This window comes from Mycobacterium sp. 1274756.6 (assembly GCF_001668625.1).
Classification (GTDB): domain Bacteria; phylum Actinomycetota; class Actinomycetes; order Mycobacteriales; family Mycobacteriaceae; genus Mycobacterium.
On the sequence record NZ_LZLJ01000002.1, the window covers coordinates 1 to 20296 of the forward strand.

Below are 20296 nucleotides of genomic sequence, written 5' to 3' on the forward strand. Positions count from 1 at the left end.
TGCGGGCAGTTACCGGCCGAGCTGACCGACGGGCTGGACGAGGCGCGCTGGCCGCCGGGGGCCCGGCTGCACGCCGTCCTCGACGACGAGGGCACCCGCCACGTCGTCGTCGCCGGGCCGGGCCGGCGCCGCCGGGTCGCCGAGGGCGCCTATCACGGCGTGCACCGGGTGGGACAGCGCACCTGGCGGGTGCCGGTGACCGGGTTCTGGCAGGCCCACCGCGACGGCCCGCCCGCCTACAGCGCGCTGGTGGCCGACTGGGCGCAGCCGACGGCCGGGCAGACCGCCTGGGATCTCTACGGCGGCGCCGGGGTGTTCGCGGCGGTGCTCGCCGAGGCGGTGGGGGAGCGCGGCGGGGTGCTGACCGTCGACACCGCCCGGGGCTCCTCCGGCGCGGCGCGCGCCGCCCTGGGCGACCTGCCGCAGGTGCGGGTGGTCACCGACTCGGTGCGCCGGGCGGTGGCCGCCGAGCCCGCCGGCGCCGACGTCGCCGTCCTCGACCCGCCGCGCACCGGCGCCGGCCGCGCGGTGATCGACCTGCTGGCCGCCGCCGGGGTGCCGCGCATCGTGCACATCGGCTGCGAGGCGGCGTCGTTCGCCCGCGATGTGGGCCTGTACCGACAGCACGGCTACACCGTGGCCGAGATGCGGGTGTTCGACGCGTTCCCGCTCACCCACCATGTGGAGTGCGCGGCGCTGCTGACCCGCTGAGCGCGCCGCCCCGCCCCCGCTGAACGCTCCCGCGGCGCCCCGCTGGACGCCCCGCGCCGCGAGACAGAACCTATGCAGGGCGCTTCTCGCATTTTTCCTGCATATTTTCGCTTTCGCGGAGGACGTCGGTGGGCCACTGCACTCGCGCGAGGTCGCGGTGCCCGTCGGCCCCGGTCAGGCCCACACGAAGTAGCGCAGCCACAGATACGGCACGCACAGCCCGACCGACACCGCCGTGACCACCGCGCCCTTGCGGGTGAACTCCCAGAACGAGATCGGGGTGCCGGCGCGCCGGGCGATGCCGAGCATGACGACGTTGGCGCTGGCCCCGACCGCGGTCAGGTTGCCGCCGAGGTCCGCGCCGAGCGCCAGCGCCCACCACAGCGCGCCCTGGTGGTCGGACCCGCCCGCGACGGCCGCCAGCTCACCGACGATCGGGGTCATGGTCGCGACGTAGGGGATGTTGTCGATGACACCGGAGACCGGCGCCGACACCCCGAGGATCAGCATCGTGGTGAGCAGCATGTCGCCGCCGGTCACCTCGATCGCCGAGCGGGCCAGCGACTCCACCACACCGGTCTTGACCAGCGCGCCGACCATGATGAACAGCCCGGCGAAGAACAGCAGTGTCTCCCACTCGACGCTGGACAGGTACTCCGAGCGGCCCAGCTTGGACAGCAGCACCAGCACCCCGGCGCCCAGCAGCGCCACCACCGACGGCTCGATGTGGATCACCGAATGCCCGATGAACGCGGCGAACACCGCCGCCAACACCACCCCGCAGCGGATCAGCAGCCGGCGGTCGCGGATCGCCTCACCCTCGGCCAGCGCCATCACGTCGGCGACCCGGGCCGGGTCCACCGTGAAGCTGCCGCGGAACAGCCACGGCAGCAGCGCGACGAACGCGACCATGATGATCGCCACGATCGGCAGCATGTGCACCAGGAAGTCGTTGAAGGTCAGCCCGGCCCGGCTGGCGATGATGATGTTGGGCGGATCTCCGACCAGGGTCGACGCGCCGCCGATGTTGGAGGCGAGCACCTCGGCCATCAGGAACGGCACCGGGTTGATCGCCAGCCGGTCGCACACCAGCAGGGTGACCGGCGCGATCAGCAGCACCGTGGTGACGTTGTCCAGCAGCGCGGAGGCCACCGCGGTGATCAACACCAGCAGGATCATGATCCGCAGCGGGGACCCGGCGGCCCGCTTGGTCGCCCAGATCGCCGCGTACTCGAACACCCCGGTCTGGCGCAGCACCGAGACGATGATCATCATGCCGAACAGCAGGAAGATGACGTCCCAGTCGATGCCGGTCTCGCGGGAGAAGAAGATGTCCTCCGAGCCGATGATCGGCAGGCAGACCACCACCGCGGCCCCGACGAGGGCGGCGACGGTCTTGTTGACCCGGTCGCTGGCGATGAACAGGTAGGCGACCACGAACGCGGTGATCGCGATGGCCGCTGTCACCGGCTCAGTGTCCCAGGGCGGTCTGCAGCAGCCGCGAGGCGGTGATGACCCCGACGAACGTGCCGTCCCGGTGCACCGCCAACAGCGGGCTGTGCAGCCGGGCCATCCGGGCGGCCACCTCGATGACGGTGTCGTCGGCGTCGACCGGCGGCACGTCGTGCAGATGTTCGGGCAGCACCTCGCGCACGGTCTTGCCGGCCAGCTTCTCGGCGATCCGGTCGGCCATCTCCTCGTTGAGCACGCCGGCCAGCGACGGGTCGTCGTGCACGTACTGCGGCACCAGGAAGGCCACCACCTGAGAGGCCGGCAGGATCGCCGACGGACGCCCGTCGGCGTCGGTGACCACGATGCCGGGCAGCCGGTGTTCGGCGAGCAGCCGGGCGGCGGCCAGCGCCGGCGTGTCGAGGCCCACCACCGGGAAACTCTCGGCGATGTCCGCGGCGTGCATGTGCGACACCCTAGCGCGCTGCGTAGACTGACCGGATGCTTCACCAGATCCGCGGCCCCGCTGATCTGCAACACCTCAGTCACTCGCAGCTGGTCGACCTGGCCGGCGAGATCCGCGAGTTTCTGATCCACAAGGTTGCAGTCACCGGTGGGCATTTGGGCCCCAACCTCGGGGTCGTGGAGTTGACGTTGGCTCTGCACCGGGTGTTCGACTCGCCGCACGACCCGATCGTGTTCGACACCGGACACCAGTCCTACGTGCACAAGATGCTCACCGGGCGGTGCCGCGACTTCGACACGCTGCGCAAGAAGGACGGCCTGTCGGGCTACCCGTGCCGCGCCGAAAGTGAGCACGACTGGGTGGAATCCAGCCACGCCAGCGCCGCACTGTCCTACGCCGACGGGCTGGCCAAGGCGTTCGAGCTGACCGGGCACCGCAACCGGCACGTGGTCGCCGTGGTCGGCGACGGCGCGCTGACCGGCGGGATGTGCTGGGAGGCGCTGAACAACATCGCCGTCGCCAACCGGCCGGTGGTGATCGTGGTCAACGACAACGGGCGCAGCTACGCCCCGACCATCGGCGGCTTCGCCGAGCACCTGGCCGCGCTGCGGCTGCAGCCCGGCTACGAGCGGCTGCTGGAGGAGGGCCGGCGGCTCATCCGCGGCATCCCGATGATCGGCGAGTTCAGCTACCAGGCGCTGCACAGCGTCAAGGTCGGGTTGAAGGACGCGCTGAGCCCGCAGGAGATGTTCGCCGACCTCGGCCTCAAATACGTCGGTCCGGTCGACGGGCATGACCTGCCGGCTCTGGAGCTGGCGCTGCGCGCCGCCCGGTCGTTCAACGGCCCGGTCATCGTCCACACCGTCACCCGCAAGGGCATGGGCTACGCCCCGGCGGAGAATGACGAAGCCGAACTGATGCACGCCACCGCGCCGATCGACCCGCTCACCGGCCAACCCACCACGGTGGCCGGGCGAGGCTGGACGGCGGTGTTCTCCGACGCGCTGGTCGAATACGCCAACGTGCGCCGCGACGTCGTCGCCATCACCGCGGCGATGCCCGGACCGACCGGGCTGGCCGCGTTCGGCGCGCGGTTCCCCGACCGGCTGTTCGACGTCGGCATCGCCGAGCAGCACGCGACCGCCTCGGCGGCCGGGCTGGCGATGGCGGGCCTGCACCCGGTGGTGGCGATCTACTCGACCTTCCTCAACCGGGCCTTCGACCAGATGCTCATGGACGTCGCGCTGCACCAGCTGCCGGTGACGTTCGTGCTGGACCGGTCCGGGGTGACCGGCCCGGACGGCGCCAGCCACAACGGCATGTGGGACCTGTCGCTGCTGGGCATCGTGCCCGGCATGCGCGTCGCCGCGCCGCGCGACGGCACCCGGCTGCACGAACTGCTCGGTGAGGCGCTCGGCGTCGACGACGGCCCGACCGCGATCCGGTTCCCCAAAGGCGATGTCGGCGAAGACATCCCGGCCCTCGACCACGTCGACGGCATGGATGTGCTGGCCCGGCCCACCGACGGGCTCGGTGAGGACGTGCTGCTGGTGGCGGTGGGCGCGTTCGCGCCGATGGCGCTCGAGGTGGCGCAGCGGCTGCGCAACCAGGGCATCGGCGTGACCGTGCTCGACCCGCGCTGGGTGCTGCCGGTGCCCGACGGGCTGGGGGCGCTGGCGCGCGCACACAAACTGGTGGTGACCCTGGAGGACAACGGGGTGGCCGGCGGGGTCGGCTCGGCGGTGTCGGCGGCGCTGCGCCGCGCCGAGATCGACGTCCCGTGCCGCGACGTGGGTCTGCCGCAGCGGTTCTACGACCACGCCTCCCGCGGCGAGATCCTCGCCGAGACCGGCCTGACCGCCCAGGACATCAGCCGCCAGGTCACCGGCTGGGTGGCGGCGCTGGGCGCGACCACCCCGGTGGACAGCGAAGTCGGCCAGCCCGCCGAGTAGCGGTCGGGCTCAGGAATCCAGCGCCGCCGCCAGGGCGGGCCCCACCAGCCGCCGCTGCCAGGGCCGCGCTTCGCCGGCCCGCAGCACCTCCTCGACCGCGGCCGCGGCGTCGGCGGGGTCGGCCCAGTCCCAGCACAGCCGACGCACCAGCTCCGGGCTGATGAGGTTCTCCGCCGGAACGTCGACCTCCTCGGCGATCGCGGTGATCGCGGCGCGCGCCGCCTCCAGGCGGGCGGCGGCCTCCGGTTTGCGTTTGGCCCACCGCACCGCCGGCGGCGGCCCGGCGACCGCCTCCGGCTCGGGCGGAGCCGGGTTCTCCCGGGCGGCCGCCAACGCGGCCACCCACAGCTCGGCGTAGCGACGCTGTTTGGGGCCGCCGAAGATCGGCCGCTCGAGCAGGTCGGCGACCGTCTTGGGGTCGGTGAGCGCGGCGTCGATGATCGCCCGGTCGGGCAGGATGCGGCCGGGGGCGATGTCGCGGCGCTGGGCGAGCCGGTCGCGCACCAGCCACAGTTCGCGCACCGCGGCCAGCCCGCGGTCACCGCGCACCTTGTGGATCCCCGAGGTGCGCCGCCAGCGGTCCCGGCGGGTGGGCGCCGCCTCGAACTTGCGCAGGTGGTCGAACTCCTCGGCCGCCCACTCGGTTTTGTGCTGCTCGCGCAGGACGTCGGCGATCGCGGCGCGCAACTCGATGAGCACCTCCACGTCGAGGGCGGCATAGTTCAGCCACTCCGCCGGCAGCGGGCGCTTGGACCAGTCGGCGGCGCCGTGCCCTTTGGCCAACCCCAGCCCGAGCAGCCGCTGCACCATCGTCGCCAGGTTGACCCGGTCGAAGCCGGCCAGCCGGCCCGCCAACTCGGTGTCGTAGAGCGCCGGGGGGCGCAGACCCACCTCGGCCAGGCACGGCAGGTCCTGGTCGGCGGAGTGCAGGATCCACTCGCCGTCGGAGAGCACCTCGGCGACCGGTTCCAGCAGCGCCGCGGAGTCCACGCCGTCGCCGACCGGGTCGATGAGCACGGTGCCCGCCCCGGCCCGCCGGATCTGGATCAGGTAGGCGCGGTTGGAGTAGCGGAAACCCGAGGCGCGTTCGGCGTCCACCGCGAACGGTCCGCGCCCGCCGGCCAGCCGCTCGGCGGCCCGGGCGACCTGATCGGCGGTCACCGACACCGGCGGCACCCCGCCGCGCGGGGCGCGCAACGGGGTGGCGGCGGGCTCTTCGGCGCTCGCGCCGGTCCCCTCGGCGGTCTCGGCCATCGTCAGCTGCGCGACCGCGATCCCAGCTTGGTCACCCCGACCGGCGGCAACCCCGAGGCGTGCTCGAGGACATCGCAGAACGCCTGCACGTGCCCGCTCAACTCCGGGCTGGTCGCCGTCCACGACGCGCGCAGCTCCAGCTGGTGGGCGCGTTCGGGCCCGGCGATGTCGCCGTAGCGCACCGAGGTGGTGGCGGTCACCGTCCCGCCCAGCGCGGTGACCTGGGTGGTGCGCGCCTCGAGCGCCTCCACCAGCCAGCTCCACACCACTTCGGGCATCAGCGGATCCATCGCCTCGCTGGCGTCGAGGTCCGCCTGGATGTAGGCCACCAGCCGCATGGTGCCGTCCCACGCCTCCGAGCCCTCGGGGTCGTAGAGCAGGATCAGCCGGCCGAACGCGTCCTGGTCGGACAGGTCGGTCTGCGGGGCGAGCGCGTCGAGCTCGAGCTGTTTGATCTCCGCGCCCAGCGCGTAGCTGTAGGGCGCGAGGCGTTGCGGCGGCCGGATCGGAGCCAACTCGATCTCCGGCCGGGCCGTGGCCGCGGCCATCGTGGCCACCGCCTCGCGGAACGGGGCCGGTTCAGTTGAGGTCAAGCGCTGCTCCTCTTCCTCACTTGACGGTGTCGCCGGCGCAAGGCACTTGCAATCCACGCTAACCCGCGGGCGCCGCGCAACCCGGCAGGCGCGCCGACCGTGACGGCCCGGACCCGCCGCCGCGCGGCCGTGGCAGCATGGACGGCGATGAGTACCCGTCGTGAGCTGCCCGATTCCCCCTACCTGGCGGCCGCGTCCGGCCGCACCCCCCACCGGCTTCCGGTGTGGTTCATGCGCCAGGCCGGCCGGTCGCTGCCCGAATACCGGCAGCTGCGCGCCGAGCACACCATGATGGCGGCCTGCTTCAACGCCGAACTGGTCACCGAGATCACCCTGCAGCCGGTGCGCAGGCACGGGGTGGACGCGGCGATCCTGTTCTCCGACATCGTGGTGCCGCTGCGCGGCGCCGGCATCGACCTCGACATCGTCGCCGACGTCGGCCCGGTCATCGCCGAGCCAGTGCGCACCGCCGCGGATATCGCCGCGATGCCCACCCTCGACCCCGACGGGGTCGCCCCGGTCGCCGAGGCGGTGCGCGCCCTGGTCGGGGAGTTGGGGCAGGTCGCGCTGATCGGGTTCTCCGGCGCGCCGTTCACCCTGGCCTCCTACCTGATCGAGGGCGGCCCCAGCCGCAACCACGCGCGGACCAAGACGATGATGCTGGCCGAGCCGGCCCAGTGGGACGCGCTGATGACCAAGCTCACCGACATCGCCATCGCGTTCCTGACCGTGCAGATCGACGCCGGCGTCGACGCCATCCAGCTCTTCGACTCCTGGGCGGGCACGCTGTCGCTGGCCGACTACCGCCGCTACGTGCTGCCGCACAGCACCCGGGTGTTCGCGGCGCTGGCCGACCGCGGCGTGCCGATGACCCACTTCGGGGTCGGCACCGCCGAGCTGCTCGGCGCGATGTCGGAGGCGCTGCCCCGCTCGTCGGCCGGGGTGGTCGGGGTGGACTGGCGCACCGCGCTGCCCGACGCCGCCGGCCGCGTCGAGGCGGGCACCGCGCTGCAGGGCAACCTCGACCCGGTGGTGCTGCTGACCGGCTGGCCGGCGGTGGAGCGCGCCGCCCGCGAGGTGGTGGCGGCGGGCCGGGCGGCCGTGGCGGCCGGCGCCGCCGGGCACATCTTCAACCTGGGGCACGGCGTGCTGCCCGAGACCGACCCCGGAATCCTCACCGACCTGGTGGCCCTGGTGCACACGTTGTGAGCGGCGGCAGCTTCGGGATCGTCGGCGGCGGGATCTCCGGCCTGACCGCCGCCTACCGGCTGCGCACCGTGCTGGGCGACGAGGCCCGGATCGTGCTGTTCGACCCCGCCGAGCGGCTCGGCGGGGTGCTGCGCACCGCCGAGGTCGCCGGCCAACCGATGGACGTCGGCGCGGAAGCCTTCGTGCGCCGGCGCCCCGAGGTGCCCGCCCTGCTGGCCGAGCTGGGCCTCGACGACCGCATCCGCGACACCACCGGGGTGCGTCCGCTGGTCTACAGCCAGGCCCGGCTGCACCCGATGCCCACCGGCACCCTCAACGGGATTCCGGCGTCGGGGCAGGTACTGGACGGGCTGGTCGACGCCGCGACGCTGGCGCGCATCGACACCGAACCGGGCCGGGCGCTGCGCTGGCGGCGCGGCGCCGACCCGACGGTGGCCGAACTGGTCGGGGAGCGGTTCGGGGAGCAGGTGGTGGCCCGCTCGGTGGACCCGCTGCTGGCCGGGGTGTACGCCGGGTCGGCGCGCACGATCGGGCTGCGGGCCGCCGCGCCCGGTGTGGCCGCCGCGCTGGACGACGGGGCGCCCAGTCTGCTGGCCGCGGTGCGCTCGGCGCTGCCCGCACCCACCGGCGCACCGATCTTCGGCGCGCTGGCCGGCGGTTACCGGGTGCTGATCGAGGAGCTGGCGCGTCGGGCCCGGCCGCAGTGGGTGCGCGCCGCCGTGGCGCGGCTACGGCGAGCGGATCCGGGTGGCTGGGAGCTCACCGCCACCGCGGGCACCGCCCGGCGGGTCGACGCGGTGATCGTGGCGGTGCCGCCGCACCAGCAGGCGGTGCTGCTGGGCGAGGTGGCGCCGCGGGCGGCGGCGCTGGCCGCGCGGATCCCCACCGCGTCCTCGGCGGTGGTGGCGCTGGCGCTGCCCGCGGGCACCGCGCTGCCCGACCACTCCGGGGTGCTGGTGGCCAGCGGGGAGCGGCTGCACGCCAAGGCCATCACCTTGTCGTCACGCAAATGGGGCCGCGACCCGGCGGGCGCGGAGCTGCTGCGGGTGTCGTTCGGCCGGTTCGGGGACGACGGGCGGAGCGTCGCCGCCACCGACGACGAGCTGGTGGCGCGGGCCCGGGCGGATCTCGCGACGGTGCTGGGCGTCGACGCCGCGCCGCTCGACGCGGCGGTGGCCCGGTTCGCCGAGGCGATGCCGCAGTACGGGCCCGGGCACGGCGACCTGATCGCCGAGCTGCGCGCCGACCTGCCGGCGACCCTGGCGGTGGCGGGCAGTTTCCTCGACGGGATCGGGGTGCCGGCCTGCATCGCGGCGGGCACCGCGGCGGCCGCCAGGGTGCTCGGGGCCCCCGCGCCGACCGTGGCACGATAGGGATATGACCCGCCTTGACTACGACGCTTTGAACGCCACCCTGCGCTACCTGATGTTCTCGGTGTACTCGGTGCGTCCCGGGGAGCTCGGCGAGGACCGCACCGCGGTCATCGAGGAGACCGCCGCGTTCCTCAAACGCCAGGAGGACAACGGGGTGGTGGTGCGCGGCGTCTACGACATCGCCGGGATGCGCGCCGACGCGGACTTCATGTTCTGGATGCACGCCGAGCGGATCGAAGCCCTGCAGGCCACCTACTCCGACTTCCGGCGCACCACCACACTGGGCCGCGCGTCCACCCCGGTGTGGAGCAGCGCCGCGCTGCACCGCCCGGCCGAGTTCAACAAGAGCCACCTGCCCGCCTTCATCGCCGGGGAGGACCCGGGCGCCTACATCTGCGTCTACCCGTTCGTGCGGTCTTACGAGTGGTACCTGCTGCCCGACGAGGAACGCCGCCGGATGCTCGCCGAGCACGGCATGGCGGCCCGCCCCTACAAGGATGTGCGGGCCAACACGGTGCCGGCGTTCGCGCTCGGCGACTACGAGTGGCTGCTGGCCTTCGAAGGACCCGAGCTGGACCGCATCGTGGACCTGATGCGGGACCTGCGGGCCACCGACGCGCGCCGGCACACCCGCGAGGAGACCCCGTTCTTCGTGGGGCCGCGGGTCGACGTCGAGCAGTTGGTGACGGCGCTGCCGTGATGCGCGGCGCCGGCCGGGGTCAGGCCTCGGTGGGCTCCAGCCGCAGCGAGATCGAGTTGATGCAGTACCGCAGGTCGGTGGGGGTGGGGTAGCCCTCCCCGGCGAAGACGTGACCCAGGTGGCTGTGGCAGTTGGCGCACAGCACCTCGGTGCGCGACATGCCCAGCGAGTCATCGGAGCGCAGCAGCACCGCCTCGGAGTGCGACGGGTCGAAGAACGACGGCCACCCGCAGTGCGAGTGGAACTTCTCGGTGCTGCGGAACAACTCGGTGCCGCAGGCCCGGCACTGGTAGACCCCCTCGGTCTCGGTGTCGGTGTACTCGCCGGTGAAGGGCCGCTCGGTGCCGGCCTGGCGCAGCACCGCGAACTCCTCCGGGGTGAGCCGCTGCTGCCACTGCTCCTCGGTCAGGTCGAGTTTGGGGCGAGGTGAACTCATGCGTCCACGCTAGCGCGGGCGGGCGGCTGCGGCACCCACGGCGGATCGATGCCCTCCTCGAGGCGGTCGTCGGCTTTGGCGTCGGCGTAGCGGAAGTACAGCACGCAGAACACCACGATCAGGATCAGCGACCAGCCGTAGGTGATCTTCAGGTACTCCAGGGCCCGCCCGGTGGTGGGCCAGTGCCCCAGCAGCCACCGGTCGGCGCTCATGAATCCGTAGATGGCCAACCAGGCCGGCCAGTTGCGGATCACCGAGTTGGGCAGCACCACCGTCATCAGGAACGGGAACAGCATCATCGAGTAGTAGCCCTGCCCCAGCGAGAGCACAAGGAACGAGGTCACCAGCAGCACACCGGAGGAGGTGGTCATCCAGAACAGCGGGTCCCGGCGCCGGTAGTAGCGGTACAGCAGCCACAGGGTGGCGATCGCCAGCGCGGTGAACCCGAGGCGCAGCACGGTGATCAGCCACATCGGCAGCCCGTAGTAGACACCGTTGCCCAGGATCGAGCTGTTGAAGTAGTCACGGGTGGAGAAGATGTAGGGCAGCGTCCGGCTGTAGAAGTTCATCGGGTCGGCGATCAGCGGGATGGCCGCCAGGTTGAACGCCAGCGGCACCGCGAACGCGGTGACCAGCGCCCGCCACTGCCGGTTGAGCAGCGGCAGCAACAGCAGCGGACCCAGCAGCGGTTTGACCACCAGGCTCAGCCCGATGGCCGCCCCGGCCAGCCATTGGCTGTTGACCTTCCCGTCGAGCAGCCAGCGGAGGAACAGCACCTCCAGCAACAGCACCACCCCGTTGATGTTGGTGAACACCAGCGTGTTGATCACCGCTTCGGTGCAGAACATGGCGGCCAGCAGGGCCGGCGCGGCCACCGAGGACAGCGTGTAGTTGAACAGCCGCAGCAGGAAGTAGGCGGCGAGCACGATCGCCAGCGTGTTGAAGAAGATGAACCAGTAGCGGGAGGCCTCCACCGGCAGGTAGCCGAACGGCGCCATCAGCAGCGTCCCGCCCGGCGGGTACAGGTAGTGCGGGTCGACGAAGTCGAAGTTCTCGCCGTAGACGCTCAGGCCACGCTTGAAGTTGACCACCGCGGTGTAGACCGGGCCGAAGTCGTCGGTGATGTAGCCGTTGGTGGCCAGCACGTAGCTGCGGTGGATGACGAACAGGATCGCCAGCGGCCACAGCACGGCGCGCAGCACGGTCGCGGTCGTCGGGGGAGCGGTGCGGGGACGGAAGGCGGCCGACGCGAAATCGCGCAGGCCGGAGCCCCGGGAATCTGCGAGCGCCACCAGCGCACCCTATAACGAAGCGGGAACGCGGTGACTCAGGCCGGGCAGAACGTGTCGGTCTCCGGCAGCACACCGCTGACCAGGTAATCGATGAGCGGCGGGACGGCGCAGGCGGTGTAGATGGCGGCGCCGTGACCCACCCCCTGCCACATCACCCGCTTGCTGGCCGAGCCGGCGTTGAGGACGGTGGCGGCCGCCGCGGCCACCCCGGAGCCGACGATCGCGTCGTTCTTCGCCACCCCGAGCAGCAGCACGTCGACGCCGAGGTCACCGGGCGGCTCGGTGGGGTTGCTCGTCGGCCAGGGCAGGCAGCGCACCATGTCGAGGGCGGCGACGGTGCCGAACTGCGGGTACTGCTTGCCCCAGGCCACCACCAGTTCGCGGACCCGGTCGGGGGTCGGGCGGTTCACCGCGTCGCTGCAGGAGTTGATGAACTGCCCGTCGCTGCCGCGCAGCCACTGGGCGCGGTCGACCAGCTCGGTGAGCAGGTGGGTGTCGCCGGCGCGGGCGGCGGCCAACGCGTCGGCCAGTGCGGTGGTGCTGGCCACCGGGTCGGCCGGCGGGAATCCCAGCGCGGTGGTGATCGCGTGGACCAGCGCCGCCACCGAGAGGCCGGCGGGGCCGCGGCCGGCCCGGGCGTCGGCGATCAGCGCGTCGACCGCGCCTTTGGGGTCGGGACCCAGCGCGCAGTTGACCGCGGCGCACTGCGCGGCGAACGCATCGAGCGCGGCCTGCTGGCCCTGGACCCGCTGTTCGGCCACGTTCTCGGCGGAGACGCCCAGGGTGAGCGGGGAGTCCAGGATCAGGCGGGCCACCTTGTCCGGGTGGGAGGCGGCGTAGGCCAGCGCCACCTGGGCGCCGTTGCCCACCCCGGCCAGCGCCAGGGCGGGCACGTCCAGGCGGCTGCGCAGCGCCTCGAGGTCCTCGGCCGCGTGAGCGTTGTCGTAGGCGATGCCGCTCTGCGGGATGGCGTCGGTGCAGTTGTTGGCCGCGGTGATCGCGATCGCGTTCAGGTTGGCCACCGGGTCGTCGCCGGGCTCGAACTGGGCCTGGTCGGCGATGTCGCGGCGGTCGTAGGAGTCCAGGCAGGTCGCCGCGGTGGACAGCCCGATACCGCGGCGGTCGACGGCGATGATCGGGTGACTGTCGAGCACGTCGGCGCCGGCGCGGGACAGCCACACCGGCAGCTGCACCGACGACGGCAGGTCGGTGCCGGTGGTGAACACCAGCGGGCCGGCGTCGTCCGGCGTCTTATCCGATTTGGCCTGCACCACACCGATGTTCACCGTGGCCGACGATCCGCTGAGCGGATCGAGGTCGGCGTTGAAGGTGGTGCACTGCAGCTGGATTCCGGGGACCTTCGGCACCCGGGCGTCGTCGAAGGTCTTGGTGGTGCACTCGTGCCAGGTCATGTCGTTCTTCGGCGCGCTGACCGGGGGCGGGCCTTCGGGGGCTTCGGTGGTGGTGACCTCGCCCTGCGGGTGATCGGAGTCGGTGGCGTAGCGCGGGTAGGCGCCGGGAGCGGCGGGCACGCACCCGGCGAGCACCAGGCTGAGCGCGGCCGCGATCACCGCGAACTGGGGGCGCCGAGTCATGCCGACCACACTAGCCAGTGCCGGGCGGGGGTCCGGGGCGCTTCGTCGCGCGTCACGATCGGTCGGTGCCGACCGCGTAGCGGGTGTAGAGGTACCCGGCGGTGTCGGTGAGCAGGTGGACCGGGTGCATGCCGGTCTGGAAGCCGACCGGGCCGGTGGTGATCCGCCGGGCCTTCCCGCCGACGAGCACCGGTGCGATGGTCAGGCACAGTTCGTGCAGCAGACCGTGGTGGGTCAGGGTGCCGTGCAGGGTCGGGCCGCCCTCGGTGAGCACCCGCAGCAGCCCCCGGTCGGCCAGGTGGCGGAGCGCGGTCGGCGGGTCGACGACGTCGGTGTCGGCGGCCGAACAGTTCAGCACCTCCGCGGCGTCGCCGAGCCGGTCGGCGAGCGGCGGCGCCGAGGCGGCGCTGGTCAGAATCAACGGCGGGACGGCGGTGTCGGTGAACGCCTTCATGTCCGGATCCAGGCGCCCGGACCGGGTAACGATCGCGATCGGCGGGACCTCGGCCTGCCCGGCCTGTATGCGGGCGGCGCGGGCGGCGGCGTCCAGTTTGACCCCGCCGTAGTTCTCGGCGCGCACCGTGCCGGCGCCCACCACGACGACGTCGGCCAGTTCCCGCAGCATCGCGAAGACCTGCCGGTCACCCGGGCCGGCCAGCCCGCCCGAGCGCCCGTCGAGGGTGGCCGCCCCATCGAGGCTGGCGATGAAGTTGGAGCGGACCCGGCACTCGCGCAGGCCGTCGGGATAGGCGTAGAGGCGACGCAGCCCGGCACTGTCGACCGGCTCACCGGTTTCCAGCAGTGTGAGTTCGGTCCCAGCGCCGCTTTCTGCCATGACCTACATTGCAGCACGTCGCTACAGTGCCTGCATGCACGACCCCGCCCCCGCCGGCGCCGACGGGCCGATCGCCCATCTGGTGGACCGCAACCCGACCGTCTCCCCGGAGCGGCTGATCGCCCAACTGGTTCCGCCGCCCACCTTCGTCGATGTCAGTTTCGGCAACTACCTGCCGGACCCGGCCGAGCCCACCCAGGCCGAAGCCGTCGCCGCGTGCGCGCAGTTCTGTGAGCAGGCGCTGCAGCGCCGGGCCGGGCGACGCAAGCTGTTCGGCAAGCGTGAGGTGCTGCCCGGGGTGGGGCTGTACCTCGACGGCGGCTTCGGGGTCGGCAAGACCCACCTGCTGGCCTCCACCTACTTCACCCTGGCCGCCTCCGACGGCAGTGCGGCCGCCTACGCGACCTTCGGGGAGCTGACGCAGCTGGCCGGGGTGTTCGGGTTCGTGGAGTGCATCGAGTTGCTGGCCGACTACACCGTGGTCTGCATCGACGAGTTCGAACTCGACGACCCGGGCAACACCACGCTGATCTCCCGGCTGCTGTCGCAGTTGGTGGAGCGCGGCGTGTCGGTGGCGGCCACCTCCAACACGCTGCCCGAACAGCTCGGCGAGGGCCGGTTCGCCGCGCAGGACTTCCTGCGCGAGATCAACACGCTGTCGGAGATCTTCACCACGGTGCGCATCGAGGGGCCCGACTACCGGCAGCGTGGGCTACCGGCGGCGCCGCAGCCGCTGAGCGACGACGGGGTGATCGCGCGCGCCGAGGGCAGCGCCGGGGCGACGCTGGACGACTTCGACGCGCTCTGCGACCATCTGGCCACCATGCACCCGTCGCGGTATCTGACGTTGATCGACGGGGTGACCGAGGTGTGCCTGACCGGGGTGCACCGGCTGGAGGACCAGAACGTGGCGTTGCGGCTGGTCGCCCTGGTCGACCGGCTTTATGACGCCGGGATCCCGGTGGCCGCCTCCGGTGCGCCGCTGGACGCCATCTTCAGCGAGGAGATGCTCGCCGGCGGCTACCGCAAGAAGTACCTGCGGGCCACGTCGCGGTTGCTGGCGCTGGGCGCCGGGCAGGTCGCGCCGGTCGAGTAAGTCGGCGGGCTCAGCGGTTCGGGTTCACAGGTTCCACTGGGCGAGGTGCTCGCCGTTGACGGCGTCGAGCAGCACCACGTTGGTGACCAGGTCGCGGTAGACGTGCCAGTAGACCCCGCCGTTGACGGTGGACCCGGCCGGTGCGTTGGCCAGCAGCGTCTCCAGTGAGTCCGGTGCGTCGGTGTGCTTGGAGACGTAGGCGTCGGCGAACGGTGTCACCCCGCGGAAGGTGAGCCGGACCGCGGGGGAGTAGGCCTGCGGGCTCTCGATGATGTGCACGGTCACCCCGGCGCGCCAGGGGCCGCCGGCCTCCCGGTAGCCCGGATGCCCGGTCCAGGTCCAGCCCGGCGGCACCGGGACGGGCTGCACGTCGTGGACGGTGACGTCGGCGATGATGCCGTTGTCGGTCTGGATCCGCAGGGTTTCGCCGAGCCGGCCGATCGGGGCGTCACCGACCGCGCCGGCCGGTGCGGCGACCGCGAGGGCGGCCGCGGTGAGCAGACCCAACAGCAGCGCGAGGGCGCGGCGCATCATTGCCTCCCAAGGGGTGTGGTTATCCGTCGCATGATGGCACACGGCGGTGTCGGGCGGGCGCCGAACCGGCGGCAGCCGCCCGGCCGGTTCATCCGGTCAAGCTGGCGAGCAGGGTGGTCACCCAGTCGAGCAGGCCGCCCAGGCCGAGCTGTCCGGCCAGAGCGCCGAAGTCGAGGGGTGTCGCCGAGGTGTCGAGCCAGGCGGACAGCAGCTCCCACAGCGAACTCGGGGCGCTGTCGACCACGCCGGTGTTGATCGCCGCGTTGACCAGTGTGGTCAGCGCCGGGCTGGTGATCGGGTCGGCCAGTTGGTAGGTGGTCGGGTCGAGCAGGTCGTCGACGAAGTCGCTGACGCCCTGCCAGGCCCCGCGCAGCAGCGCCTCGGGAAGATCCAGCCAGCTGCAGCCGGCGACGCAGTGCAACTCGGTGGGGAACAAGCCGATGGTGCTGGCCACGTCGGCCGGGCCGGAGTTCCAGCCGTCGGTGATGCTGCCGTAGCCGAGGTTGACCAGAATCCGCAGATCCGGTTCCAGCAGATCGGCCAGGGGCCGCCCGGCCACCGGCACCAGCCGCAGCGGGTCGAGCAGCGGCAGAGTGTCGGCGCGGATGATGTAGTAGTCGGTGAGGTCACCGACGGTGTCGAGCTGGACGACGTTGGCGGGGTTGACGACCCCGGGCGATGACCACAGGTCGTCGTAGCCGAAGCCCAGATACTTCAGATGTTGGGTGAACAGTCCCACCAGCGCGTTCAGCGTCGACAGCGGGTTGAGCGGGTAGCGGGGGAAGTCGGCGTAGCCGTCGTATTCGAGGGTGAACACGTCGGTGGGGAACAGGTTCGGGGTGGGATTGCCCAGCGTCATCTCGAACATGCGGGAGATGTCGCGGATGAGCGGCAGGTCGAAGCTGGTGAGCATGCCGCCGTTGGGGTTGGCGGAGTTGCCGACCAGCACGAAGTGCACGAGGTCCTGGTCCACTCCGTCGGCGGCGAGCTGGTTCATTGTCAGCGTCGACAGTGCTGAACTCTGCGAGTAGCCGAACACATACACCGGGTTCTCGGCGCTGGCGGTGGCGAGGTTGGCGTGGATGCCCGCGGTGAGCAGCCGCGCGCCCTCGGCCATCGACCAGTCGGGGTGCTGGCCCATCAGTTCAGGGGTGTAGAAGGACTGGGCTTCGCCGCCGAAGCCGAGCGGTTGCAGGTAGAGCCGGCTGGCGCTGTCCACCCAGCCCGCGCTCGGATTCGGCACGCCGCTGCCGCCCATCACCAGCGCGGGTGGGACGGCGACCACGTCTGCGTCGGCGTCGGCGGTGAGGTGCACAGCGAACGTCGTGAGGTCGAGCAGCGGTGAGACCGGGGGCAACCCGAGCAGCCCGGCGGCGGTGATCGTCAAAGCGGTCAGTGCGGCGCCGGCGCGCCGGTGCACCGGGTTCATGGGATAACTGTCCACCGCGCGGGGCGCGCAGGCAGGGTTTTGCGGTTATTGCTCGCCGCGCGGGGCGAGCTCGCGGGTGGCCGCGCGGCGGATGTGGTCGGCCAACACGGCGAGATGTCGGCGGCCGACCAGCGTGCAGTCATGCATCTCGGCGAGCCGGCGGGCGGCGGCGGTGAACCCCTGGTTGGTGACCACCATGGTGCGTGCGCAGTCCTGCATCGGCGCGCCGGCCACCACCTCTTGGACGGCCGCGGAGCCCACCGGCCGGCTTTGACGCTTGCACTGGATCGCCAGCCGGTCGGGCCGGTGTCCGACGACGAGGTCGACGCCCCAGTCGCCGGTGGCGCCGGTCATGATGACCGGCAGCCGGCCGGCCCGCGCCGCCTCGGCGACGAAATCCTCGAACTCCTCGCCGGTCATGGCGTCGATAGCGGCCAGGTCCCGGCGGGCTCGGCGGCGCGGCTGGGGGATCGGTGCGGACGCCGAGACCGATGGGCGGGTGGCGGCCAGCGACGCCGCGCCCAGGGCGGTGAGGGCCCAGGTCAGCAGCGGCGCGGCGACCGCGGCGGCCAGTATCTGGGGCGGGCTTGCGCCGGCCCGGTGGGCGAGGATGGCGGCAACCGCGCCGATCGCCAGCAGCAACTTGGCCTTCACAGCCGGTCAGGGTAGGGCAGGGGTCGGACATTCAGGGGTACGCTGAGCGAAAAAACCGCGCTGACCTGCGGCAATGCTGGTGCGCGATACTGGGATTGAACCAGTTTAAATCGTTTGCTAGCTCTATGTAGTTGACCAGCGCAAACAGTGGCTCTACCTGCGTTGACACTGGTCAGCCTAGCATGAAATACGCGGAACGTCGCGGAAGCTTGCTACAGTCTTGTTAGCCCACGTCTGGCCCACGTGGCCCACGCCCGAACAGGGCAGTGGTCAACGATGTATCGCAGGAGCGCCGATGGCAGGCACGTCACGGAAACGAAAATCGCGCACCCCCGGCGCATTCGGCGCCGTGGAGACATTGGCCAGCGGCCGGCACCGCGCCCGCTACCGCGGCCCGGACGGGCGTCGATACACCGCACCCACACTGTTCCTGACCAAACAGGACGCCCGCGGCTGGCTCGCACTGCGGCAGGCCGAGATCATCCGCAACGAATGGATGCCGCCGGACGCCCAGGACCGCCCAGCCGCCAAGTCGGTCACCTTCGCCGACTACGCGCAGCAATGGATGGACACCCGCGACCTCAAAGACCGCACCCGCGAGCACTACTCGAAATTGTTCTACCACCACCTGCTGCCCACATTCGGTGCGCTACCCATCCGATCGATCACCGCCGACGACGTACGCGCCTGGCACGCCCGCATGGGCAAGCGGGGGACACCGACCCTGCGATCACACGCCTACGGGCTGCTCCGCACGATCATGGGCACCGCCGCCAGCGACGGCAAGATCACCGTCAACCCCTGCGTAATCCGCGGTGCGGGCACCGCGAAACGAGTGCACAAGATCCGGCCCGCCACACTGCCCGAGCTGGAAACGCTCGCCGCCGAGATGCCACCGCAATATCAGCTGATGATCCTGCTGGCGAGCTGGTGCGCGCTGCGGTTCGGGGAGCTGACCGAACTGCGCCGCAAAGACATCGACCTGGCCGACGAGGTAATCCGGGTACGGCGTGCGGTCGTTCGATCCGGTGGCGGCTACCAGGTGACGACACCGAAAACCGATGCCGGGGTCCGTGACGTCAGCATTCCGCCGCACCTACTGCCCGCAATCGAGACGCACCTTGCCAAGCACGTCGGCGGGGGTACCGATGCCCTGCTGTTCCCAGCCCAGCACGGCGGACACCTGGCGCCGGCATCCCTATACCGGCAGTTCTACAAGGCGCGCAGCGCGGCCGGCCGCGACGATCTACGGTTCCACGACCTACGGCACTCCGGGGCGGTGCTGGCCGCCTCGACCGGCGCAACGCTGGCTGAACTCATGGCCCGGCTGGGTCACTCGACGCCCCAAGCCGCAATGCGCTACCAACACGCCGCCCGCGGCCGTGACCGCGAGATAGCGGCGCTGCTGTCCAAGATCGCAGAGAACGGGGGAGCATGATGGGACTCGAAGTATTCCGGTGGCGCGTCGAGTGCGACCACGGCCCGGCAGGCAGTTGTCACGTTGCCGACATTGACGACGGTCGCCTGATCGGTCGCGGGGTCCATGTCATGCCTTGGGCGACGTTGGGATTCGCGTACAGCACGGCCGTCGACCCACTGAATAAGCTCGGTGCGCGCACCTCGTACCCGTTCCGGTGCACAGGATGTTCGCTCAACTTCACGCTGCAATCCACGACCGTGCCGCTGTTGCTTGACCGGATCGAACCGATCCGGTCTGAGCTTCCGGTTGAGACGGTCGAAATACACGAGCCGGCGACCGCCGACGAGTTGTTTGCCTCTGTATTCAACGAACCGACACAGCTATCGGCTGTGCGCTATGAGCGTCGGCACGTCATGCAGTTCGACACACTGTGCAAGATCGTGTCGAAACTCCGCGAGTAGCCGCGAGGGTGCTAACGTTGTATCTGCACGTCTCCGAGCCTCGGGTTGGACGGCATCACTTTTCGATGCCGAAGGACACCCGAGATGTCAGCAGCCGAAGCCAAACGGCGCAACCGGGACGTAATCACTGCAGAACTCCAGCGCCGCCGCTACGTAACCACGAAACAGGCCGCTAGATACCTGGGCTGCACAGATCGAACGATCCGGCAGATGGTCGCGGACGGCCGACTGACCGGCTACCGCAACGGATCCCGCCTCGTGCGTCTCGACCTCAACGAGATCGATGCCATGATGCAGCCCTTCGGCGGTGCGGTGTGATGTGCCGGGAACGGGGAGGCCCGCCGAAAGAAGATGCGGCCCCCGCCACAGGAGCCGCAACCTCGACAACCACCAACAGTCTCCATCCTACCGGTGATTCGACCGAGGAATGGACGTTAGCGCGCCGGTGTCGCGTTTGCGGGCGGTTCCTCACATCTAAAGCCAGTGTCGAAGCCGGAATCGGCGCTCACTGCGCTCAGCAGGGGGTGAAGGCATGACTGGGGAATCTCTACAGCGAATGCCCCGCGCCTGGCGCGCTCCAAAAGACATCAACAGCCAGCTTGGGTGCCGTCGTGACGCAGCTGCCCGCAGCGCCCCTCTCGACTGCGGCTGCCGTGACCCTTGGTCCTGCCGCTGCACCCAGCCACCGCTCTCAGAACGATGGCTGGATGCGAGCGCTGCCGCTGCCCGACACATCCTGGAGCGAGGCGAAACGCCACTGCTGGAAATCGAGGTACTTCGCGGGTTGTACCGCCGAGGCGGCACCGACCGGCGACTTGCCCAGCAGTTGCACGAAGC

General features: G+C 71.3%; 22 protein-coding genes. 10 read left to right on the forward strand and 12 right to left on the reverse strand.

The window, feature by feature from the left end; all coding sequences use genetic code 11:
• The coding region (locus A5643_RS00270) for a class I SAM-dependent RNA methyltransferase (protein WP_197497605.1) at positions 1 to 711 on the forward strand (711 nt) is incomplete at its 5' end.
• A gap of 174 nt (positions 712 to 885) precedes the next feature.
• On the opposite strand, the gene A5643_RS00275 is transcribed toward A5643_RS00270, so the two are convergent.
• Together A5643_RS00275 and A5643_RS00280 are read right to left on the reverse strand one after the other, a co-directional pair.
• Positions 886 to 2178 (reverse strand): ArsB/NhaD family transporter, encoded by a 1293-nt coding sequence (locus A5643_RS00275; RefSeq protein WP_066851024.1) that lies wholly within the window; start codon positions 2176 to 2178, stop codon positions 886 to 888.
• A gap of 4 nt (positions 2179 to 2182) precedes the next feature.
• Positions 2183 to 2626, reverse strand: coding sequence for a CBS domain-containing protein (locus A5643_RS00280; protein ID WP_066851025.1), 444 nt, complete (start codon positions 2624 to 2626; stop codon positions 2183 to 2185).
• Between the two features lie 35 nt (positions 2627 to 2661).
• On the opposite strand from A5643_RS00280, the gene dxs reads away from it, so the two are divergent.
• Positions 2662 to 4578, forward strand: a complete 1917-nt coding sequence (gene dxs / locus A5643_RS00285; protein ID WP_066851026.1) for a 1-deoxy-D-xylulose-5-phosphate synthase — start codon at positions 2662 to 2664, stop codon at positions 4576 to 4578.
• Positions 4579 to 4587: 9 nt separating this feature from the next.
• On the opposite strand, the gene A5643_RS00290 is transcribed toward dxs, so the two are convergent.
• A complete protein-coding gene (locus A5643_RS00290; protein ID WP_066851027.1) occupies positions 4588 to 5832 on the reverse strand; it encodes an HRDC domain-containing protein in 1245 nt (414 codons plus the stop codon).
• A gap of 2 nt (positions 5833 to 5834) precedes the next feature.
• On the reverse strand, positions 5835 to 6425 hold the full coding sequence (locus A5643_RS00295) for a DUF3000 domain-containing protein (RefSeq protein WP_066851028.1): 591 nt from the start codon (positions 6423 to 6425) through the stop codon (positions 5835 to 5837).
• Positions 6426 to 6572: 147 nt separating this feature from the next.
• Between A5643_RS00295 and hemE the strand changes: the two genes are divergently transcribed.
• The 3 genes from hemE to hemQ are packed head-to-tail and all read left to right on the forward strand — an operon-like array spanning position 6573 to position 9707.
• On the forward strand, positions 6573 to 7634 hold the full coding sequence (hemE, locus tag A5643_RS00300; protein ID WP_066851029.1) for a uroporphyrinogen decarboxylase: 1062 nt from the start codon (positions 6573 to 6575) through the stop codon (positions 7632 to 7634).
• Positions 7631 to 9007 (forward strand): protoporphyrinogen oxidase, encoded by a 1377-nt coding sequence (locus A5643_RS00305; RefSeq protein ID WP_066851030.1) that lies wholly within the window; start codon positions 7631 to 7633, stop codon positions 9005 to 9007. Before hemE ends, A5643_RS00305 begins: the two co-directional genes overlap by 4 nt.
• Before the next feature lie 4 nt (positions 9008 to 9011).
• Positions 9012 to 9707: a hydrogen peroxide-dependent heme synthase gene (hemQ, locus tag A5643_RS00310; RefSeq protein ID WP_066851031.1), complete on the forward strand. Its 696-nt coding sequence runs from the start codon at positions 9012 to 9014 to the stop codon at positions 9705 to 9707.
• A gap of 19 nt (positions 9708 to 9726) precedes the next feature.
• On the opposite strand, the gene msrB is transcribed toward hemQ, so the two are convergent.
• The 4 genes from msrB to A5643_RS00330 are packed head-to-tail and all read right to left on the reverse strand — an operon-like array spanning position 9727 to position 13865.
• Positions 9727 to 10143 (reverse strand): peptide-methionine (R)-S-oxide reductase MsrB, encoded by a 417-nt coding sequence (gene msrB, locus A5643_RS00315; RefSeq protein ID WP_066851032.1) that lies wholly within the window; start codon positions 10141 to 10143, stop codon positions 9727 to 9729.
• Positions 10140 to 11438: an arabinofuranan 3-O-arabinosyltransferase gene (gene aftC / locus A5643_RS00320; protein ID WP_156628402.1), complete on the reverse strand. Its 1299-nt coding sequence runs from the start codon at positions 11436 to 11438 to the stop codon at positions 10140 to 10142. The genes msrB and aftC overlap by 4 nt, the downstream gene beginning before the upstream one ends.
• A 32-nt stretch (positions 11439 to 11470) precedes the next feature.
• Positions 11471 to 13030 carry an alpha/beta fold hydrolase gene (locus A5643_RS00325; RefSeq protein ID WP_156628403.1) on the reverse strand — a complete coding sequence of 520 codons (1560 nt, stop codon included), beginning with the start codon at positions 13028 to 13030 and terminating at the stop codon, positions 11471 to 11473.
• Between the two features lie 52 nt (positions 13031 to 13082).
• A complete protein-coding gene (locus tag A5643_RS00330; protein ID WP_066851034.1) occupies positions 13083 to 13865 on the reverse strand; it encodes a pyrimidine reductase family protein in 783 nt (260 codons plus the stop codon).
• On the opposite strand from A5643_RS00330, the gene zapE reads away from it, so the two are divergent.
• On the forward strand, positions 13864 to 14961 hold the full coding sequence (zapE, locus tag A5643_RS00335; protein WP_066851035.1) for a cell division protein ZapE: 1098 nt from the start codon (positions 13864 to 13866) through the stop codon (positions 14959 to 14961). The genes A5643_RS00330 and zapE overlap by 2 nt on opposite strands.
• 24 nt (positions 14962 to 14985) lie before the next feature.
• Here zapE and A5643_RS00340 read toward each other — a convergent pair whose 3' ends face one another.
• The 3 genes from A5643_RS00340 to A5643_RS18335 all read right to left on the reverse strand — a co-directional run bounded on the left by A5643_RS00340 (position 14986) and on the right by A5643_RS18335 (position 17578).
• Positions 14986 to 15492 carry a hypothetical protein gene (locus A5643_RS00340; RefSeq protein ID WP_066851043.1) on the reverse strand — a complete coding sequence of 169 codons (507 nt, stop codon included), beginning with the start codon at positions 15490 to 15492 and terminating at the stop codon, positions 14986 to 14988.
• A gap of 91 nt (positions 15493 to 15583) precedes the next feature.
• A complete protein-coding gene (locus A5643_RS00345; protein WP_066851036.1) occupies positions 15584 to 16924 on the reverse strand; it encodes a PE-PPE domain-containing protein in 1341 nt (446 codons plus the stop codon).
• Positions 16925 to 16969: 45 nt separating this feature from the next.
• On the reverse strand, positions 16970 to 17578 hold the full coding sequence (locus A5643_RS18335) for a restriction endonuclease (RefSeq protein WP_231995390.1): 609 nt from the start codon (positions 17576 to 17578) through the stop codon (positions 16970 to 16972).
• Positions 17579 to 17873: 295 nt separating this feature from the next.
• On the opposite strand from A5643_RS18335, the gene A5643_RS00355 reads away from it, so the two are divergent.
• From A5643_RS00355 to A5643_RS18890, 4 genes are all read left to right on the forward strand, one after another.
• Positions 17874 to 19016: a tyrosine-type recombinase/integrase gene (locus A5643_RS00355; protein WP_066851037.1), complete on the forward strand. Its 1143-nt coding sequence runs from the start codon at positions 17874 to 17876 to the stop codon at positions 19014 to 19016.
• Positions 19013 to 19459 carry a hypothetical protein gene (locus A5643_RS00360; protein WP_066851038.1) on the forward strand — a complete coding sequence of 149 codons (447 nt, stop codon included), beginning with the start codon at positions 19013 to 19015 and terminating at the stop codon, positions 19457 to 19459. Before A5643_RS00355 ends, A5643_RS00360 begins: the two co-directional genes overlap by 4 nt.
• A gap of 84 nt (positions 19460 to 19543) precedes the next feature.
• On the forward strand, positions 19544 to 19777 hold the full coding sequence (locus A5643_RS00365; RefSeq protein ID WP_066851039.1) for an excisionase family DNA-binding protein: 234 nt from the start codon (positions 19544 to 19546) through the stop codon (positions 19775 to 19777).
• Positions 19777 to 19995, forward strand: coding sequence for a DUF6011 domain-containing protein (locus tag A5643_RS18890; RefSeq protein ID WP_353612555.1), 219 nt, complete (start codon positions 19777 to 19779; stop codon positions 19993 to 19995). The genes A5643_RS00365 and A5643_RS18890 overlap by 1 nt, the downstream gene beginning before the upstream one ends.
• A gap of 155 nt (positions 19996 to 20150) precedes the next feature.
• On the opposite strand, the gene A5643_RS17935 is transcribed toward A5643_RS18890, so the two are convergent.
• Positions 20151 to 20291, reverse strand: coding sequence for a hypothetical protein (locus tag A5643_RS17935; protein WP_156628406.1), 141 nt, complete (start codon positions 20289 to 20291; stop codon positions 20151 to 20153).
• Positions 20292 to 20296: the final 5 nt, after the last annotated feature.

Coding starts and splice junctions, on each gene's coding strand:
- A5643_RS00355 (WP_066851037.1), top strand. CDS start 17,874: ATGGCAGGCACGTCACGGAAACGAAAATCGCGCACCCCCGGCGCATTC.
- A5643_RS00340 (WP_066851043.1), bottom strand. CDS start 15,492: ATGCGCCGCGCCCTCGCGCTGCTGTTGGGTCTGCTCACCGCGGCCGCC.
- A5643_RS00325 (WP_156628403.1), bottom strand. CDS start 13,030: ATGACTCGGCGCCCCCAGTTCGCGGTGATCGCGGCCGCGCTCAGCCTG.
- A5643_RS00365 (WP_066851039.1), top strand. CDS start 19,544: ATGTCAGCAGCCGAAGCCAAACGGCGCAACCGGGACGTAATCACTGCA.
- A5643_RS00290 (WP_066851027.1), bottom strand. CDS start 5,832: ATGGCCGAGACCGCCGAGGGGACCGGCGCGAGCGCCGAAGAGCCCGCC.
- dxs (WP_066851026.1), top strand. CDS start 2,662: ATGCTTCACCAGATCCGCGGCCCCGCTGATCTGCAACACCTCAGTCAC.
- hemE (WP_066851029.1), top strand. CDS start 6,573: ATGAGTACCCGTCGTGAGCTGCCCGATTCCCCCTACCTGGCGGCCGCG.
- A5643_RS00330 (WP_066851034.1), bottom strand. CDS start 13,865: ATGGCAGAAAGCGGCGCTGGGACCGAACTCACACTGCTGGAAACCGGT.
- A5643_RS00280 (WP_066851025.1), bottom strand. CDS start 2,626: ATGCACGCCGCGGACATCGCCGAGAGTTTCCCGGTGGTGGGCCTCGAC.
- hemQ (WP_066851031.1), top strand. CDS start 9,012: ATGACCCGCCTTGACTACGACGCTTTGAACGCCACCCTGCGCTACCTG.
- A5643_RS00360 (WP_066851038.1), top strand. CDS start 19,013: ATGATGGGACTCGAAGTATTCCGGTGGCGCGTCGAGTGCGACCACGGC.
- A5643_RS18890 (WP_353612555.1), top strand. CDS start 19,777: ATGTGCCGGGAACGGGGAGGCCCGCCGAAAGAAGATGCGGCCCCCGCC.
- A5643_RS00345 (WP_066851036.1), bottom strand. CDS start 16,924: ATGAACCCGGTGCACCGGCGCGCCGGCGCCGCACTGACCGCTTTGACG.
- msrB (WP_066851032.1), bottom strand. CDS start 10,143: ATGAGTTCACCTCGCCCCAAACTCGACCTGACCGAGGAGCAGTGGCAG.
- zapE (WP_066851035.1), top strand. CDS start 13,864: ATGACCTACATTGCAGCACGTCGCTACAGTGCCTGCATGCACGACCCC.